This is a genomic window from Mycobacterium sp. SMC-8 (assembly GCF_025263565.1).
In the GTDB taxonomy this organism is placed as follows: Bacteria; Actinomycetota; Actinomycetes; order Mycobacteriales; family Mycobacteriaceae; genus Mycobacterium.
On the sequence record NZ_CP079865.1, the window covers coordinates 6,075,298 to 6,092,173 of the forward strand.

Here is a 16,876-nt window from a genome sequence, read left to right on the forward strand (position 1 = left end):
GCCAGGATATCAAGTACTTGTCATTAATCTCAAGTGCTTGATACTCAACCCGCCGAAACTGCATTCCACGCGCCCATAACCGCGAAATGACCGCGCGGAATGCGATTTCGGCGATCAGGTGTCGATGTGGTCGGCGTACAGCTCGTGGCCGGTACCCTGCTCGACCACCCGGCCGAGAAGCTCGCGCAGCGTGTCCTGCTCGGCCTTCGACAGCACGCCGAACACCTTGTCGTGCGCCGCGATCGCATCGTGGACCACCGCCGCGGCCACCTTGCGTCCGTCATCGGTCAGGAACGCCTGCAGGATGCGACCGTGCGCGGGATTCTGCTTTCGTTCGACCAGACCACGCTTCTCCAAGGCCGTGAGGGCCAGTTGCACGCCCTGCGGGGTGATCAGCAGCCGCCGGGCGAGTTCTGCACCGGACAGGCCGGGTTCGTTGGACAGCTGCCGCAACACCCCGATCTGGGCGGTGCTCACCCCGTGCTCGCTGACGGCCTCGTTCACGCTGGTCAGCGAGAAGTAGAAGGCCTGTTTGAGCAGCCAGAGGATGTTGTCGGTGAGCTCGATAGCCGCCACGTCACGCGCCTCCATGCCTAGACGTTAGCCGTCTGACCGCCGCTTTGGTCACCCCTTGTGGACGACGCCGTCCTTCATCACGAAACGCACATTGAGCATCGTCGTGATGTCGTCGCTGGGATCACCGTCGACCGCGATGATGTCGGCAAGGTACCCGGGAGCGAGCCGTCCGAGTTCGTCGTCAGCCTCGATCAGTTCCGCGCTGGTCACCGTCGCAGCGCGCAGCGCCTGCATCGGCGTCATTCCGCGGGCGACGAGGGCACACAACTCCTTGGCGTTCTGCCCGTGCGGGACCGCCGGAGCGTCTGTGCCGCAGGCGATCCGCACTCCCGCGGCGATCGCCTTGGGCAGCATCGACTGCGCCTGCGGAAAGACCACTTCGGCTTTCTTGCGCAGCTCCGGTGCGATCCGGTCGATGGCCATCGCCTCGGTGAGGTAGGTGGTCGAGACCAGGAATGTGCCGTGGTCGACCATCATCTGGATGGTCTCGTCGGTCGCGAGGAAGCCGTGTTCGATGCAGTCGATACCCGCGCGGATGCATGCGCGGATCGCACTGTCCCCGACGGCGTGTGCGGCGACCCGGACGCCGGCGCGGTGCGCCTCGTCGGCGATCGCGGCGAATTCGTCGTCGGAGTACTGCTGCGCGCCGGGAGCGGTGCTGTGCGACATCACCCCGCCCGACGCGGACACCTTGATCAGCTTGGCGCCGTGGCGGATCTGATAGCGCACGCATGCCCGGACGTCGTCGACACCGTTGGCGATGCCCTCGGCGACCGACAGCGGCATGATTCCCGGAGCCAGGCGCTGGAACACCGTCGGGTCGAGATGTCCGCCGTACGGGGTGACCGCGTGCCCGGCCGGGTAGATCCGCGGGCCGACGTGCCACCCCTGTTCGATCGCGCGCTGCAGCGCGACGTCGAGCAGGTATCCGCCGGTCTTGACCATCAGGCCGAGGTTGCGCACGGTGGTGAAACCCGCGTCCAGCGTGGTGCGCGCATTGACCGCGCCGCGCAGGGTGCGGTAGGCGGGGTCGTCCTGCACCCCGTGCATCGGGCTGGGCAGTCCCTCCGGACCGCCCGGGCCGCCGATGAGCAGGTTGAGCTCCATGTCCATCAGCCCCGGCACCAGGGTCATGTCGCCGAGGTCGATGACCTCGGCGTCGACCGGCGGCTCCTCGGCCGGATCGACCGTCCGGATGCGGTTGCCGTCGACCACCACGACCGCCGGCGACCGGACCACCCCGGCCTCGACGTCGACCCACCGGGCCGCCTTGACGACCGTCGTGGTCACGGGACGGGTTCTACGTCGCAGTCCAGCGACGTGGCGCCGGTGTCGGGCACCTTCGGCTGCTTCCAGCACTCGACCGGGAACGACGCCTGGACCATCGAATACAGCATGTGCATCAGGTTCAGCACGTCTTCGGGTAGATCGTCGAGGGAGAACTTGTCGCAGTACGCGATGGCCTCCTCGGCCCGCGCGGTGATCGCGTCGTAGAAGGCCTGCAGCTCGGCCATCGTGCTGTTCAACCGCTTCGCGTAGCGCTCCGGTTCCGAGCCCAGGCACCAGTCGGAGAACTCCTCGAGATCGGCGAATTCCGGGGGCAGTTTCGCGGTCCCGGCCACACCGTCGATGTCGACGCTCATCGTCACACCCCCGCCGTCTTGCGCCGGTAATCCTCGACCCACGCGGCGGTTTCGGCATGGAGGTGCCGGATCAGGACCTCCTGGTCGCACAGCACGAAGTCGTCCAGCACCCGCGATTCGACCATCGACTGCGTGGCCTCGAGCGTGTTGGCGTCCTGCAGCCCGTACTCCTTGAACGACACTGCTGCGAGCTCTTGGGCGATGCGTTCCCGCGGGGTGCGCGGCTGCGGGAAGTACACGGTGCCCTCGAACAGGTGGCTGTTGTAGGACGTCGGCCAATAGTGATAGGTCAGATACCAGCCCTGCCCCCAGAACAGGATGACGAAGTTCGGGAACAGCTGGAATGAATCCAAGCCCCAAGGATCACATTTCGCCGGGTTCAGGCCGGCGGGCATCTCGCCCAGATCCGGCTTGTCCCACGGCCCGAAGAGCCCGCTCTGACAGATGTCCTCGATCGGCTTGCGCATCTCGTCGGCCATCTCCCAGGCGCGGACGCCGGACGTGCTGACGAGGCGGTGCGGCCCCTCGATGCGGTAGTGCGGCGCCTCGAAGCCGGCCTCCGCCGCGGCCTTCGAATATGCCGTCGGCGACTGGTTCGCGTGCAGTACCGGTGCGTGATAGAACTCCTGGAACGCGTCCATGTACAGCTTCCAGTTGGCCTTGACCTCCGAGCGGTAGTGGAAGCGCGAGGTCATGCGGTCAAACGGGTAGCCCTCCAGGTTCGTGATCATCGGCCCGAGGAACTCGCGCAGGGACTGCTCGGGCTCGGTCGCGAAATTGACGAAGATGAAGCCTTCCCACACATCGCAGTGCACCGGGACCAGGCCGTAGCGACTCTTGTCGAGGTCGAAGAACTCGCCCTCCTGCTGCACGAAGGTCAGGTTGCCGTCGAGGTCGTAGCGCCACGCGTGATACTTGCAGGTGAACTGGCGGCACACGCCGCTGGTCTCTTCCAGTGGCATATCGTTCCACACCAGCTTGTTGCCGCGGTGTCGACAGATGTTGTGGTAGGCCTTCACCTCGCCCGACGTGGTGCGCACGACGATGATCGACGTGTTGACGACCTTCATCTCCTTGGTGAAGTAGCTGCCTTTACGCGGGATCTGTTCGACGCGGCCGACGTTCAGCCAGGCGCGCTTGAACACGGCCTTGCGCTCGATCTCGTAGAACTCCGGGTCGATGGAGTCCTCGTAGGACACCGGTCCGGTGCCCAGCTGCGGGTAGTGCTCAGTCCAGCTGCCTTCTGGCGGTTTGGGAAATCGGGCCATCGTCGTCTCCTGTTGACTGCCATCACTGCCGCACCGCCCCCTCGCGAAGCGACCGAACCAGTCTCGCAGGCAAACACACAGGCGCAGCTGCCTTTTCGCCATTTCGCAGGAGACGACACCGCCGACGGTATAGGGTTTGCCCGGCAATCACAAGTAGTTGATATTAACTCGGCTGACGCAACCCTGGAGGTGGCACCGTGCCCGGCGACGTGATGACACCTGCCGCACACGAACCGAATCTCGGTTGAAGATCTACACGTGGACCGGCATCTTCACGTTCGCGATGTTCCTGTTGGTGACCGTCGGGGTCAGCGTTGGACTCACCGCATCACGGTTTTCGTCATGTGGACGCGTCTGATCCGTGCGGCGCTGTCGACGGAGTCACGCATCCGGTGCCTGTGGGTGACCTTCGCCGGGGGTGCCATTCTCATGAGCAGCACGGCGGTGTACTTCCTGGCCGAGGTCGGCGCCGGCTTCAGCTACATCGGGCAGGGAGCGTTCGGACTCGGCTTCAAGTTCATCGGCGAGAACATCCCGTTCGTCGTCCTTCCGCCACTGGTTCTCTACTCGATCCACCTGCAGATCGACTACCTTACCCGGCGTGCGGGCGCCCGGGCCGCCGCCGTCACCGCACAGGCAGTCCGCGGCTCGGATGCGCTATGACTGAAGAGCGAAGGGAGAGCACGCATGCTGCACGGTGAGAAGATCTTGATCACCGGTGCCACCGGCAAGATCGCGTATCCGATCGCACGCGCCCTGGCACCCCACAACGAGGTGTGGGGTGCGGCCCGTCTGCGCGATCCGGCCGACCGCGACAAGCTCACGGCGGCCGGTGTCACACCGCTTGCGCTCGATCTCAGTATCGGCGATCTGTCCGATGTGCCAAGCGACTTCGCGTACGTCTTCCATGCCGCGGTGGACCCGGGGCTAAGCGGCTGGACCCGGTGCCTCGAGACCAACGCACAGCGCTCGGGCGACCTGCTCTACCACTGCCGTTCGGCCAAGGGTTTCGTGCTGTGCTCGACCGGTTCGATCTACGGCTACCGGGGGCAGCGCCCGCTGACCGAGGACGACCCACCTGGGGTTCCACTGCGCGCAAACTACAGCTTCTCCAAAGTGGCCGCCGAGGCGGTGTGCGGATGGATCGCACGCCGGCACGGCATCCCGCTGACGGTCATCCGCATCTGCTCGACCTACGGACCGGAGGGCGGCGCGCCGGCCGACCGCCTCGACGCGATCCTGGCGGGCAGGCCCATTCGGTTGCATCCGGACAGACCCAACAACTACAACCCGATCTACGAAGACGATTACGTCGAGCTCGGCATCCGCGCCATGGAGGTCGCGGCGACACCACCGCAGGTCGTCAACTGGGCCGGCAGCGAGACGGTCAGCGTCGAGGACTATTGCCGCTACATGGGCGAACTCGTCGGTGTCGCGCCGATATTCGAGTACACCCCCGACGCGCACACTCCACTGTGGCCGGATGTCACCCGTATGCACGAGGTGCTCGGAACCACGAAAGTGCCGTGGCGAGAAGGCTTCCGGCGGATGATCGAGGCGCGGCGCCCCGAGATGCTGCGCGCGGCCGCGGACTGAAGGGACCCGGCAATGCAGCTACCCGGCACACCCTCCGACCAAGTCCCTGGCGTCCTGGCCGAAGGCCGCGGAGATGTCACGACCCTGTTTGTGTCCATGGCCAGACGCCACCCCGACGGTACCGACGCCGATTACCTGCGCTGGCACACCCTCGACCACCGGCCCGAGCAGCACAGGATGTCGGCGGTCCGCGCATCGCTGCGGCTGGTGTCGACGCCCGCGTGCCGCTCCGCCCGCGCGTTCAGTCGCGACCGCCACGACGACATCGACCACGTGATGACGTACTTCTTCACCGATCCCGGCGGTATGGAGTCGTTCCTTTCCCTGTCGAAGACGCTCGGTGAAGCCGGACGGAAGCTCCCGCTGCTGCCGCCGGTCGAGCGCGGCGTCTACGACGTCGCCGAGAAGGTCGCCGCGCCGCGCGTCAAGGTCGGCGCGGATGTCCTGCCGTGGTGGCCGACGCGGGGCGTGTACCTGCTCCTCGAAACGGCCGGATCCGCGCCGACGGAGCTTCTCGATGTCGATGGCGTGGCAGGAGTGTGGTCGGCGACCACGCTGCCCGTCGGAGCGCGGCTCGCGAATGCGCCTGCCGGGCAGACCGTCTCGTACTGTTTCCTCGACGACGACCCCGTCGACACGGCGCGGCGGCTGGCGCCGGCACTGACCAGGCGCTGGCAGGACACCGGTGCGCAGCCGCTGTTCGCCGCACCGTTCTATCCGGTGGTGCCGCACGAATGGGACCGCCATGTGCCGTGATCAAGGAGCGCCATGCGCATTGGCCTGATGGTCGGCTCCGACAAGGAGCGCCCCCGATCCGACCGCCTGGCGGCCCTGTTGGCCGACGGTGTTGCGGCGGAAGCCGCCGGGTTCAGCTCGTTCTGGTTTCCGCAGGTTCCGGGCTATCTGGACGCGATGACCGCGATGGCGTTGCTCGGCGCGTCGACCACCGCCATCGAGATCGGCACGGCCGTGGTGCCGATCCAGACACGTCACCCAATGATCCTGGCGCAGCAGGCCCTGACGACGAACGCCGCGTGCGGCGGCCGTTTCACGCTCGGCCTGGGGCTGTCCCACGACTGGATCATCAACGGACAGTTGGGCCTCTCCTACGACCGACCGGTGCGCACGCTGCGCGCCGCGCTCGACGTCCTGCAGGGGGCATTCGGTGGGCCGGGTCGGGTCGACGTCGACAACGACGAGTACCACGTGCACAGTCCCGTCGACGTGACCGACGGCGCACCGCCGCTGCTGGCCGCCGCACTCGGACCGACGATGTTGCGTATCGCGGGGGAACAGGCCGACGGCACCATTCTGTGGATGGCCGATGAGCGTGCGATCGCCGAACACGTCGCTCCGCGCATCGCCGCCGCCGCCGAGGCGGCCGGCCGTCCGGCACCCCGCATCGTCGCCGGCGTTCCGGTCGTGCTGTGCACCAACGATCAGGCCGCCGACGCCCGCGCCCATGCCAGCGAGGTTCTCGGCCACGCCCACTTCTCCCCCAACTACGTCGCACTGCTGGAACACGGAGACGCCGAGGACGTCGGCGACACCATGGCGGCCGGGGACGAAGCGGCGGTGCTGGCACGGTTGCGCGCGTACCGCGACGCCGGCGTCACCGACCTCGCCGCACGGATCGTCCCGCTCGGCGACGACACCCACCGACGGCGCGAATCCAGCCAGCGCACGGCACAATTCCTGTCGGCAGCCCTCGCAGAGCTCTGACAGAAGCCTCGACAGACGGCGCCCGTCAGCGTCGCGACCGCACCACCGACACAATCACCGCAGCAGCCACCGACACTCCGACGGCGCACGCGAACACGCCGAGGATCAGATGGCGAGCCCATCCACCGGACGCGAATGCCGCCAGCTGCAGGGCACCGGCGAGCAGCGCCAGACAGGCGAACGCCGCCGCCGCAATCTTGAGCACCGCCATACGGTCATTCTGCCGCGGCCTGTTCGAACTAACCGGCGGTGGAGCTGCCCATGAACTCCATCGGCACGCCGCCGGTCACGTACCCGAAGCTCGAACTACGTTAGTTAGACGCCGGTCAACTATTGGCAACGTCGGCAGTACCTGTTAATTTCTCCACTGTGGCGGTGATCGAGCCTGAGGCAGCTGCTGACCGTGGTCAGCGCCGTGCCTCGTTCCAGCGTGCCCGGTCGCGTGAGACGAAACGGATGCTCGTCCAGGCCGCGATGGCTTTGTGGCGTACCAAGGGATACGGGTCGACGACGGTCGCCGACATCTGCACCGCAGCGGGCGTCTCGAAGGCGCTGTTCTACTTCTACTTCCCCCGTAAGGAAGACGTGCTCTTCGAAGTGGGCGTGCTGTCGACCCAATCGGCACATCGCACGATCCATGGCCTGCTGAAGAAGCCCTACGAGGTCGAATCCGTGATTGAGGCGGCGTTACGAGCATTCGAGCAGTCGATGGCACGCAATCCGCGCGAGCTCATCATCGAGACCATCCTCGAGGGCTACCGGCACGAACACCGCATCCTCGCCGACGGCAGTCCACCAGAGTTCGACGCCGACATGTTCACCGAACTCTTCACCCGCGCGCGAGCCGACGGAAAGCTGCCCGCTGCGGTGGATGTGGCGCACCTCGCCTACCTGGCGCAGACCATGGTGAGTGAAGGCGCGCGGCACTGGGCGGCCGGCGCGTTCGGCCAGCGCTCGTTCGCCGCAGTGGTCACCGCCGACATCACCACGTTGATCGACGGATTGCGTCACCGCACCACGCGATAACGGCAAGGAGGCCGCCATGTGGGATTTCGAAACCGACCCCGAGTACCAAAAGGTGCTCGACTGGGCCGACGAGTTCGTCCGAGAAGAGGTCGAACCGCTGGACCTCGTGTGGCCGCATCAGCAGTTCACGCCGCTGGAAGGCAAACGGCGTGAGGCGATCGAACCCCTCAAACAGGAGGTGCGCAGCCGCGGGTTGTGGGCAACCCACCTGGGCGCCGATCTCGGCGGGCAGGGGTACGGTCAGCTCAAGCTCGCACTGCTCAACGAGATCCTGGGCCGTTCCCAGTGGGCACCGATCGTATTCGGGTGTCAGGCTCCCGACACCGGCAACGCCGAGATCATCGCCCATTACGGCACCGACGATCAGAAGCAGCGTTACCTGCGTCCGCTGCTCGACGGCGAGCTGTTCTCCTGCTATTCGATGACCGAACCGCACGCCGGGGCGGACCCGACGATGTTCACCACGTCGGCAGTGCGTGACGGCGACGACTGGGTGATCAACGGCTGGAAGTTCTTCTCCTCCAACGCCTCGACCGCCTCGTTCCTGATTGTCATGGTAGTGACCAATCCCGATGTCAGCCCGTATCAGGGCATGTCGATGTTCCTGGTGCCCACCGACACTCCCGGGGTGAACATCGTGCGCAACGCGGGCCTGTACGGCGAAGGCGCCTCACACGGGTCACACGCGCTGATCCACTACGACAACGTCCGGGTGCCGGCCGACGCGCTGCTCGGTGGTGAAGGGCAGGCGTTCGTGATCGCCCAGACCCGTCTGGGCGGCGGCCGAATTCACCACGCGATGCGAACCATCGGGCTCGCCCGGAAGGCGCTGGACATGATGTGCGAACGGGCGCTCAGCCGCGAGACACAGGGCAGTCGGCTGTCGGACAAGCAGTTCGTGCAGGGCTACATCGCCGACTCGTACGCCCAACTGCTGCAGTTCCGGCTGATGGTGCTGTACACCGCCTGGGAGATCGACAAGTACAACGACTACAAGAAGGTCCGCAAAGACATCGCCGCGGTCAAGGTCGTGATGCCCACCGTCCTGCACGACATCGCGTGGCGGGCGATGCAGGTCCACGGCGCGCTCGGCGTGACCAACGAGGTGCCGTTCCTCGGGATGGTGACCGGCGCCGCGGTGATGGGCCTGGCCGACGGGCCCACCGAGGTGCACAAGACGACGGTCGCGAAGCAGGTGCTGCGCGATCACCGGCCTGCGGAAGGCACCTGGCCGTCGGAGTGGATCCCGGCCAAACGGCAAGCGGCACAGGCGAAGTATGCCGACTACCTCGAACACGAGGTGGGCAACCTGTGAGCGACATCGACACGGCACGCCTCGCCGATTGGATGGACCGGGCTGCGTTGCCGGGCAAAGGCGAACCGCTGAGTGCCCGTTTCCTGTCCGGTGGCACCCAGAACGTCATCTTCGAGATCAACCGCGGTGAACACCGCTGCGTGCTGCGGATGCCGCCTCCCGGCGCGCCGGCTGACCGGGACAAAGGCATCCTCCGGGAATGGCGCATCATCGAGGCGCTCGACGGGACCGACGTCCCGCACACCGCGGCGATCGGTGTCTGCGACGACTCCTCGGTGCTGGGCCGACCGTTCTACCTGATGGGCTACGTCGACGGGTGGTCGCCGATGGACACCCACGGCAGGTGGCCGGAACCGTTCGACAGCGACCTGTCCTCTCGACCTGGGCTCAGTTATCAACTGGCCGAGGGCATTGCGCTGCTGTCCAAGGTGGACTGGCGCGCCAGGGGCCTGCACGACCTGGGCCGGCCGGACGGCTTCCACGAACGTCAGGTGGACCGCTGGATCGGCTTCCTCGAGCGGGTCAAGAACCGCGAACTGCCGGGACTCGAGGTCGCCACGGGCTGGCTGCGCGCGCACAAGCCGCTGGACTTCATCCCCGGCCTCATGCATGGGGATTACCAGTTCGCGAATGTCATGTACCGGCACGGGGCCCCGGCGCAGTTGGCCGCGATCGTCGACTGGGAGATGGGCACGGTCGGTGACCCGAAGCTCGACCTGGGGTGGATGGTGCAGTCATGGCCGTCGCTCACGCAAGGAGCGGATCGGGGTGAAGACACAGCCGACCCGGAGCCGTCGGAAATGGCGTATGTCGACATGGGCGGCATGCCGTCACGCGACGAGGTCGTCGCGCACTACGCGGCGGTGTCGGGGCGCCAGGTCGACGACCTTGACTACTACCTGGTGCTGGCGAAGTGGAAACTGGCCATCGTGCTGGAACAGGGCTATCAGCGCGCCGGTGACGACGAGAAGCTGCTGGCGTTCGGTCCGGTTGTGACGGAGTTGATGGCCTCGGCCGCCGAGCTGGCCGAGTCCACGGACTACCGGGGTTAGCCGCGCCGTGCGTGCTGCAGTGTGCCCGGTGCACGGGCCTCCCGAGGTGGTGCGCATCGAGGAGCGCACGACGCCCGGCGCCGCGCCCGGTCAGGTGCGCGTCCGAGTGGAAGCGGCGGCGGTCAACTACCCCGACGTGCTTCTGGTGGCGGGCACGTATCAGATCGAGGTTCCGCCCCCCTTTGTGCCGGGCAGCGAATTCGCCGGCGTGGTCGACGGAATAGGCTCGGGCGTCGGGGGTTTCGCCGTCGGTGACCGGGTGAGCGGGACCGGCATGTCAGGGGCGTTCGCGCAGGAGGTGGTGGTCGACGCGAAGGCCCTCGCGCACGTCCCGCACGGGATCGACGCGCGGACCGCCGCCGCGTCCGGGGTCGCCCACCGCACGGCCTACCATGCGTTGCGGTCAGTGGCGCGGCTACGCGCCGGCGAACGGCTGGTGGTGCTCGGCGCCGGTGGCGGGGTGGGTCTGGCCGCGGTGCAACTGGGTTCCGCACTCGGGGCCCATGTCGTGGCCGTGGCGTCCTCTTCCGAGAAACTGTCGGTCGCAGCGGGATACGGGGCGGCACAGGTGGTCGATCACCGAGAACGCGACTTGCGCGGCGCGCTCCGGGAATGTTTGCCAGCCGGTGCCGATGTGGTGCTCGACCCGGTCGGCGGGGCTCTCAGCGAGCCGGCGCTGCGCTCGCTGGGCCGGGGCGGGCGCTTCGTGACGATCGGGTTCGCGTCCGGCACGATTCCGAAAATCCCGTTGAACCTGGTGCTGATCAAGGGTATTCACGTGCACGGTTTCCAGTTCCAGGACGTGCCCGCCGACGCGTTCGACCGGAACGAGGCCGAGCTGCGTGAGTTGCTCGTCTCCGGCCGAGCGGTACCGCACGTCGGCGCGGTCTACCCGCTCGAGGAGACCGCGGCCGCACTGCGACTGGTCGCTGACGGTCGCGCCGTCGGCAAGGTGCTGATCGACCTGCGGTGAACCCTCAGCTGGCGGGTACCAGGTCGGCTGCCACCGAGGCCATCATGCCGCTACAGAAGATCTCGGCGGGGGCGATCGTCTGCCCGGCACCGGACGCCGCCGCCAGCGCCTGCGCTTTGAAGGCGCGGGCCGCCGCGCTGAGGCGGTGTTCGACCGGTCCCACGCTGCTGTTGAGATCGGACGGCACCGGCCCACCCCACAGGGTCACCTCGGTGGCGCCCTGGTCGAGCGCGCCGAGCACTCCGCGACGGACGCGGTCGTCGCAGCCGAACAGGTCGGCGGCCACCGCGACGGTCTGCGGGTGCGGCCGCTGTTCCCACGAGTCCAGCACAGACTCCAGGTCCGCGGTGTCGGCTCCGAGGATCTCCAGGGGGCGCACATCTTCGTCGCTGCCGACCAGCACGGTCACGTCCCAGCCCGCCATGACGCGGTCGTAGATCCAGCCACCGGCGAACCGCACCGCGTCCAGCACCGTCGGGGACACCACGTCCAGCCGGTACCTCATGTCGGTCTGGGCTGGGCCAGATCGCGGGCCAGCGACTCCGCGTACCCCTGGTACACCTCGGTCAGCGGGATTGAGGGATCGAGTAACCATTGGATCTCCATTCCGTTGATGAAGGCGAGAATCTCCGTGGCCTTGGTGGCCGCGTCGAAGTCATTGCGGTACAGCCCTTCTCGCTGACCACGAACGAGGAGGTCTTTGATGATGTCGGCCGCCGCGCGGTAACGCTTGTGCAGGCGATCGTGCAGCGGCGCATCGGGGGCGAGGTTCTCGGCCAGCAGCACCATGAAGGTTCCGACCAGCTCGGGTGACCGTTCGAAGCGTTTGGGCACCCGGGTGAGCTCGGCGATGAGGTCGCCGGACCGGTCGGCGTGCGCGTCGTCGTCGGCGTCGCGCGCGTCGAGCACCGCGTTGAGCAGTTGCTCCTTGGACTCGAAATGGTGCAGCAGACCTGCGGGCGTGACACCGGCTTCCCGGGCGATCTGCGCGAGAGAGGTGCTGCGCCATCCGTTGCGCGCCAGCAGCCGCTCCGCCACGGCCAGGATCCGCTGGCGGCGGTCCTCACCTTTGGCGAACAACGTCGCGTACGGCCTCCTGGGTGATCCCAGATCCGGTCCGGCGGGCTCAGGGGCTGACACTGGTCTCCTCGGCGCTTAACCAACCTAGTGAACACACAGTAGGTAGGTTTGGCCGCTGTGACAAGGGTCTCAGCACAATTGGGTTTAGGCGGCCGTCACAGGGCCGACCAGCTGCAGGTCAGGCTGTTTGTCAGGCCAAATGCCAGTTACAGACCGAGCGACTTCGCGATCATCACCTTCATGACTTCGCTCGTGCCCGCGTAGATGCGGGCCACCCGGGCATCGGTGTAGAGCCGCGCGATCGGATACTCCATCATGTAGCCGTAGCCGCCGAAGAGCTGCAGACAGCGGTCGACCACCCGCTGCTGCATCTCCGTGCAGAACAGCTTCGTCCTTGCCGCATCGGCGCCGGTGAGCTCTCCCTCGACGTGCAGTGCGATCGCCCGGTCGAGCATCGCCTGGGCCGCTTCCACCTCTGTCGAGCAGGCGGCGAGTTCGAACTTCGTGTTCTGAAACGACGCCACCGGCGTGCCGAACGCCTTCCTGCTGCGCGTGTACTCGATCGCGGCGGCGATGGCCGACCGTGCCTGGGCCACCGAACCCACCGCCACCGTGAGCCGCTCCTGGGCCAGGTTGTGGCCCAGGTAGCCGAACGCCTCGTCCACGTCACCGAGCACGTTGGCAGCGGGAACTCGGACGTCGACGAAGGACAGTTCGGCGGTGTCCTGGACCTTGCAGCCCATCTTCTCCAGCTCGCGTCCCCGGGTGAACCCCGCCATGCCGTCCTCGACCACCAAGAGAGTCAGCCCTTTGCGGCGGTTGTCGGGATCGGTGGACGTGCGCGCGACGACGATGACCAGATCGGCCTGCATGCCTCCGGTGATGAAGGTCTTGGCGCCGTTGACGATGTAGTCGTCTCCGTCACGCACCGCGGTCGTGCGCATACCCGCGAGGTCGGACCCGGTACCCGGCTCCGTCATCGCGATCGCCGTCAACAGCTTTCCCGACGCCAGCCCGGGGAACCAGCGGTCACGCTGCTCGGCATTCGCGTAATGCAGAAAATAGGGCAGGATCACCTCGAGCTGGGTGCGCACCGTCGACAAGGTGACGAGCGCGCGTGCCGCCTCCTCCTGCAGCACCACGTTGTACCGGTAGTCGGGTTGTCCTCCACCGCCGTACTCCTCCGGGATGGCCACGCCGAGTATTCCGAGCTCACCCATCTGCTCGAAGACCTCGCGCGGCATCCGGCCGCCCTTCTCCCACTGCGGATAGTGGGGAACGACCTCCTTCTCGACGAAATCGCGTGCGAGTTCGCGGAAAGCCTCATGGTCTTCGGTGAACAGATCCCTACGCATGTCAGGACTCCTTGCCTATTTGACGAGTTCGACCAAGGTGGCGTTCGCGGTGCCCCCGCCCTCGCACATGGTCTGCAGCCCATAACGAATGCCGTTGTCCCGCATGTGATGAATCATCCGTGTCATCAGCACCGCACCCGAGGCCCCGAGCGGATGGCCGAGGGCGATCGCGCCGCCGAGCGGGTTGAGCCTGGCCTCGTCGGCGCCGGTGTCGGCCAGCCAGGCCAGCGGTACCGGTGCGAACGCCTCGTTGACCTCGTACACCCCGACCTCGTCGAGACTCACGCCCGCCTTGTGCAGCACCATCTCAGTGGCGGGAATGGGCCCGGTGAGCATCAGTATGGGGTCGGCACCGGTCACCGCTCCGGCACGGTACCGGACCAGCGGGGCCAGGCCCAGGTTCACCGCGTTCTCCATCGTGGTCACGAGCAGCGCCGCGGCGCCGTCGGAGATCTGCGACGAGTTGCCCGCGTGGATGACCCCGTCCTCGGTGAACGCCGGCTTGAGGCCGGCCAGTTTCTCGACGGTGGTGCCGCGCCGGATGCCTTCGTCCTCGGTGACCACACTGCCCGCGACCTTGCCGTCCCCGTCCGTCCCGCCCGTGGCTGACTCGCTGGTGTGCGCGATGAAGACGGGCACAATCTGGTCCCTGAACGCGCCCGCGTCCTGGGCCGCTGCGGCACGTTCGTGGGACTGCGCGGAGTACTCATCGAGACGGGTGCGGGAGAAACCCCACTTCTGCGCGATCATCTCGGCCGAGATGCCCTGATTGAACGAGAAATCGTCATAGCGGGCAAGGACTTTCGGCCCGTACGGCATGCCGGTGGCGCGTGCGGCGCCCAGCGGGACACGGCTCATCACCTCGACCCCGCCGGCCACCACCATGTCCTGCTGCCCGGACATGACGGCCTGCACGGCGAAGTCCAGCGCCTGCTGGCTCGACCCGCACGCCCGGTTCACTGTGGTGCCCGGGATGTGTTCGGGCCAGCCGGCGGCCAGCACCGAATACCTGCCGATGTTGCTTGACTGGTCCCCCACCTGCGAGACACAGCCCCAGATGACGTCGTCGATCATGTCCGCGCCCACCCCGGTGCGTTCCACGAGTTCGTTGAGTACCACTGCCGACAGGTCGGCCGCGTGCTGTTCGGACAGACCGCCCTTGCGCTTACCCACCGGTGTGCGCACGGCACCGACGATGACCGTCTCCCGCATGATCTCTACTCCTCATCCTTGTCGGTGGCGTCGTCATACAGGGCCCACGCCCCGGTGAACGCCGGATCGCGCTTGGCCGCGAACGCGGCGTAGGCCTCGCCCGAATCCGCGGTCGCGAAGTTACCCGGTTGCGCGCGCGCCTCGTTGGCCAGCGCCTCGCGCAGTGTCGCGTTGGCGCCGTCGTTGAGCAGAGCCTTGCTCTGCGCCAGCGCGAAGGGGGGCCCGCCGGCCAGCCGGCCGGCGAGGTCGTCGACGAACGCGTCGATCTCGTCGCCGGACTTGACCCAGGTGACGAGGCCCAGCGCGTGCGCCTCGTCGGCGCCAATCATGTCGGCGAGCAGCACCAGGCGTTTGGCCTGCTGCAGTCCGACGAGCCTGGGCAGCAGCCACGAACCGCCGAGGTCGACGGACAGCCCGCGTTTGGAGAAGATCTGGCAGAACCGTGACTGCGGCGTGGCGACCACCAGATCGCAACCGAGCGCCAGGTTCCAGCCCGCACCGACGGCGATGCCGGTGACCTTCGCTATGGTCGGCACGGCGAGCTCGTGCAGCGCCAAAGCCACGTCGGTGAGGCGGTCCAGCTTGTAGCGCGGATGGATCTGCTCACCGGTACCGATGTCGGCTCCCGAACAGAACGCGCCACCGGCACCGGTGAGCACCAGCGCCCGGATGCCGCGGTCCCGCTTGAGCTGCCGCAGGGCATCGGCGAGTTCGACCCACAGCCGGGCGTCGAGCGCGTTTCGCCGCTCGGGGCGGTTCAACGTCAGCGTGCGGACCCCGTCGCGGTCTGACGACAGCAGCACCTCCTCAGCCACGGTAGGCCGGCCCGATCACGCCGTCTGCCCGCAGCCGGTTCAATTCCTCTGCGCTGACCCCGATCTCGGTGAGCACGGCGTCGGTATGCTGCCCGAGTCCGGGGATCGCGCCCATCGGCTGTTCGAAGTCGCTGATCACCGGCGGTGGACGCAGCGCCTGGATGTCGCCTTTCGGTGTGGCGACGGTGCGCCACCGGTCGCGGGCGGCCAGATGCGGGTGCACCACGACCTCGCTTGGCTTGTTGTAGCGGGAGTTCCCGATCCCGGCCGCGTCAGCCGTTTTCTGGATGTCGGCCAGATCATGCCTAGCACACCAGTTTCCGATCGCTTCCTCGAGAATCTCGCGGTGCGCGCACCGATCGGAGTTGGTCGCGAAACGGGGATCGTCGGCCAGATCGGGGCGGTCGATGATCTCGCGGGCGACCCGCTGCCACTCGCGGTCGTTGGTGGTGCCGAGCACGACGGTCTGCCCGTCCCGGGTCGAGAACGCGCCGTAGGGCGCCACCGCGGGAGACCCGACGCCGAGCGGTTCCTGGTCGATGCCCGAATGCTGGGTGTAGGTCAGCGCGTACCCCATCACATCGGTCATCACGTCGAAGAGGCTCAACTCCACCGACGGTGCGGGCGTTGCCCCCGGTCGGTGGGCCCGCCCGTACAGCAGGGCCAGGATCGAGATCGCCGCGTACAGACCCGTGCTGAAATCAGCCATCGCGGGACCAGGTTTGGCGGGCATGCCCGGATAGCCGGTGATCGCACACGAGCCCGATTCCGCCTGCACCAGAAGGTCGTACGCCCGCTTGTGCGAGATCGGCCCGCCCGGGCCGTACCCGTCGATCTCCACCGGAATCACGTCGGGGTGCCGCACCGCGAGGTCTGCCGGGGCGATGCCCAGCCGCGCCGTCGCGCCCGGGGCCAGGTTGGACACGAACGCGTCGGCGCGGTCGAGCAACCGGTGCAACAGCTCCAGGCCCGCCGGCGACTTCGTGTTCAACGTGACCGATTCCTTGCCACGGTTGCACCACACGAAATGCGCGGCCAGGCCGCCGGGCCCGTTCACGACGTCGTCGTAGTCGCGGGCGAAGTCACCGCCGTTGGGGTTCTCCACCTTGATGATCCGGGCGCCGAAGTCGGCCAGCACACGGGTGCACATCGGAGCGGCCACGGCCTGCTCCATCGCGACGATGGTGACCCCGGCCAGGGGTGCCGCGCCGGTCTGAGGACTGCTCACCTGTTCAGATAACCA

18 protein-coding genes and 1 pseudogene are annotated in these 16,876 nt (G+C 67.2%); 8 read left to right on the top strand and 11 right to left on the bottom strand.

Going from position 1 to position 16,876, the window contains the following annotated elements; all coding sequences use genetic code 11:
- Positions 1-114 precede the first annotated feature (114 nt).
- The 4 genes from KXD97_RS29150 to KXD97_RS29165 are packed head-to-tail and all read right to left on the bottom strand — an operon-like array spanning position 115 to position 3,487.
- Complete coding sequence (locus tag KXD97_RS29150; protein ID WP_260758203.1) at positions 115-567, bottom strand: MarR family winged helix-turn-helix transcriptional regulator; 453 nt, start codon at positions 565-567, stop codon at positions 115-117.
- 57 nt (positions 568-624) lie between these two features.
- A complete protein-coding gene (locus tag KXD97_RS29155) occupies positions 625-1,866 on the bottom strand; it encodes an amidohydrolase family protein (RefSeq protein WP_260754492.1) in 1,242 nt (413 codons plus the stop codon).
- Positions 1,863-2,219, bottom strand: a complete 357-nt coding sequence (locus tag KXD97_RS29160; RefSeq protein WP_260754494.1) for a hypothetical protein — start codon at positions 2,217-2,219, stop codon at positions 1,863-1,865. Before KXD97_RS29160 ends, KXD97_RS29155 begins: the two co-directional genes overlap by 4 nt.
- Positions 2,220-2,221: 2 nt before the next feature.
- Complete coding sequence (locus KXD97_RS29165; protein ID WP_260754495.1) at positions 2,222-3,487, bottom strand: aromatic ring-hydroxylating dioxygenase subunit alpha; 1,266 nt, start codon at positions 3,485-3,487, stop codon at positions 2,222-2,224.
- Between the two features lie 327 nt (positions 3,488-3,814).
- Between KXD97_RS29165 and KXD97_RS29170 the strand changes: the two are divergent.
- From KXD97_RS29170 to KXD97_RS29185, 4 genes and pseudogenes are all read left to right on the top strand, one after another.
- A pseudogene (locus tag KXD97_RS29170) lies at positions 3,815-4,150 on the top strand (emopamil-binding protein); the annotation flags it as partial.
- A 24-nt stretch (positions 4,151-4,174) separates the two neighbouring features.
- Positions 4,175-5,083 (top strand): NAD(P)-dependent oxidoreductase, encoded by a 909-nt coding sequence (locus tag KXD97_RS29175; protein ID WP_260754497.1) that lies wholly within the window; start codon positions 4,175-4,177, stop codon positions 5,081-5,083.
- A gap of 12 nt (positions 5,084-5,095) precedes the next feature.
- Complete coding sequence (locus KXD97_RS29180) at positions 5,096-5,839, top strand: hypothetical protein (RefSeq protein WP_260754498.1); 744 nt, start codon at positions 5,096-5,098, stop codon at positions 5,837-5,839.
- A 12-nt stretch (positions 5,840-5,851) separates the two neighbouring features.
- Entirely contained in the window at positions 5,852-6,805 is a 954-nt protein-coding gene (locus KXD97_RS29185; protein ID WP_260754499.1) for a TIGR03564 family F420-dependent LLM class oxidoreductase, read from the top strand.
- A gap of 25 nt (positions 6,806-6,830) precedes the next feature.
- Here the strand turns inward: KXD97_RS29185 and KXD97_RS29190 are convergent, their stop codons facing one another.
- Complete coding sequence (locus KXD97_RS29190) at positions 6,831-7,016, bottom strand: hypothetical protein (protein ID WP_260754500.1); 186 nt, start codon at positions 7,014-7,016, stop codon at positions 6,831-6,833.
- 245 nt (positions 7,017-7,261) lie between these two features.
- Between KXD97_RS29190 and KXD97_RS29195 the strand changes: the two genes are divergently transcribed.
- Genes KXD97_RS29195 through KXD97_RS29210 form a run of 4 tightly spaced genes read left to right on the top strand, consistent with a single transcriptional unit; the run spans position 7,262 to position 11,171 of the window.
- On the top strand, positions 7,262-7,831 hold the full coding sequence (locus tag KXD97_RS29195; protein WP_260758204.1) for a TetR/AcrR family transcriptional regulator: 570 nt from the start codon (positions 7,262-7,264) through the stop codon (positions 7,829-7,831).
- Positions 7,832-7,847: 16 nt separating this feature from the next.
- Positions 7,848-9,146 carry an acyl-CoA dehydrogenase family protein gene (locus KXD97_RS29200; RefSeq protein ID WP_260754501.1) on the top strand — a complete coding sequence of 433 codons (1,299 nt, stop codon included), beginning with the start codon at positions 7,848-7,850 and terminating at the stop codon, positions 9,144-9,146.
- Positions 9,147-9,178: 32 nt separating this feature from the next.
- Complete coding sequence (locus tag KXD97_RS29205; RefSeq protein WP_260758205.1) at positions 9,179-10,198, top strand: phosphotransferase family protein; 1,020 nt, start codon at positions 9,179-9,181, stop codon at positions 10,196-10,198.
- A 7-nt stretch (positions 10,199-10,205) separates the two neighbouring features.
- Entirely contained in the window at positions 10,206-11,171 is a 966-nt protein-coding gene (locus KXD97_RS29210) for an NADPH:quinone oxidoreductase family protein (protein WP_260754502.1), read from the top strand.
- Between the two features lie 4 nt (positions 11,172-11,175).
- Here KXD97_RS29210 and KXD97_RS29215 read toward each other — a convergent pair whose 3' ends face one another.
- The 6 genes from KXD97_RS29215 to KXD97_RS29240 all read right to left on the bottom strand — a co-directional run bounded on the left by KXD97_RS29215 (position 11,176) and on the right by KXD97_RS29240 (position 16,861).
- Positions 11,176-11,676 (bottom strand): hypothetical protein, encoded by a 501-nt coding sequence (locus KXD97_RS29215; RefSeq protein WP_260754503.1) that lies wholly within the window; start codon positions 11,674-11,676, stop codon positions 11,176-11,178.
- Entirely contained in the window at positions 11,673-12,311 is a 639-nt protein-coding gene (locus KXD97_RS29220) for a TetR/AcrR family transcriptional regulator (protein WP_260754504.1), read from the bottom strand. The genes KXD97_RS29215 and KXD97_RS29220 overlap by 4 nt, the downstream gene beginning before the upstream one ends.
- A 146-nt stretch (positions 12,312-12,457) precedes the next feature.
- Entirely contained in the window at positions 12,458-13,606 is a 1,149-nt protein-coding gene (locus KXD97_RS29225) for an acyl-CoA dehydrogenase family protein (protein WP_260754505.1), read from the bottom strand.
- Between the two features lie 15 nt (positions 13,607-13,621).
- Positions 13,622-14,818: a thiolase family protein gene (locus KXD97_RS29230; protein WP_260754506.1), complete on the bottom strand. Its 1,197-nt coding sequence runs from the start codon at positions 14,816-14,818 to the stop codon at positions 13,622-13,624.
- A gap of 5 nt (positions 14,819-14,823) precedes the next feature.
- Complete coding sequence (locus KXD97_RS29235; protein ID WP_260758206.1) at positions 14,824-15,621, bottom strand: enoyl-CoA hydratase/isomerase family protein; 798 nt, start codon at positions 15,619-15,621, stop codon at positions 14,824-14,826.
- A 4-nt stretch (positions 15,622-15,625) separates the two neighbouring features.
- Positions 15,626-16,861 carry a CaiB/BaiF CoA-transferase family protein gene (locus KXD97_RS29240; RefSeq protein ID WP_396884593.1) on the bottom strand — a complete coding sequence of 412 codons (1,236 nt, stop codon included), beginning with the start codon at positions 16,859-16,861 and terminating at the stop codon, positions 15,626-15,628.
- Positions 16,862-16,876: the final 15 nt, after the last annotated feature.

Excerpts from the sequence above, each read along its gene's own strand:
- KXD97_RS29160 (WP_260754494.1), bottom strand. The coding sequence starts at position 2,219 with ATGAGCGTCGACATCGACGGTGTGGCCGGGACCGCGAAACTGCCCCCG.
- KXD97_RS29165 (WP_260754495.1), bottom strand. The coding sequence starts at position 3,487 with ATGGCCCGATTTCCCAAACCGCCAGAAGGCAGCTGGACTGAGCACTAC.
- KXD97_RS29175 (WP_260754497.1), top strand. The coding sequence starts at position 4,175 with ATGCTGCACGGTGAGAAGATCTTGATCACCGGTGCCACCGGCAAGATC.
- KXD97_RS29180 (WP_260754498.1), top strand. The coding sequence starts at position 5,096 with ATGCAGCTACCCGGCACACCCTCCGACCAAGTCCCTGGCGTCCTGGCC.
- KXD97_RS29185 (WP_260754499.1), top strand. The coding sequence starts at position 5,852 with ATGCGCATTGGCCTGATGGTCGGCTCCGACAAGGAGCGCCCCCGATCC.
- KXD97_RS29190 (WP_260754500.1), bottom strand. The coding sequence starts at position 7,016 with ATGGCGGTGCTCAAGATTGCGGCGGCGGCGTTCGCCTGTCTGGCGCTG.
- KXD97_RS29195 (WP_260758204.1), top strand. The coding sequence starts at position 7,262 with ATGCTCGTCCAGGCCGCGATGGCTTTGTGGCGTACCAAGGGATACGGG.
- KXD97_RS29200 (WP_260754501.1), top strand. The coding sequence starts at position 7,848 with ATGTGGGATTTCGAAACCGACCCCGAGTACCAAAAGGTGCTCGACTGG.
- KXD97_RS29205 (WP_260758205.1), top strand. The coding sequence starts at position 9,179 with ATGGACCGGGCTGCGTTGCCGGGCAAAGGCGAACCGCTGAGTGCCCGT.
- KXD97_RS29215 (WP_260754503.1), bottom strand. The coding sequence starts at position 11,676 with ATGAGGTACCGGCTGGACGTGGTGTCCCCGACGGTGCTGGACGCGGTG.
- KXD97_RS29225 (WP_260754505.1), bottom strand. The coding sequence starts at position 13,606 with ATGCGTAGGGATCTGTTCACCGAAGACCATGAGGCTTTCCGCGAACTC.
- KXD97_RS29230 (WP_260754506.1), bottom strand. The coding sequence starts at position 14,818 with ATGCGGGAGACGGTCATCGTCGGTGCCGTGCGCACACCGGTGGGTAAG.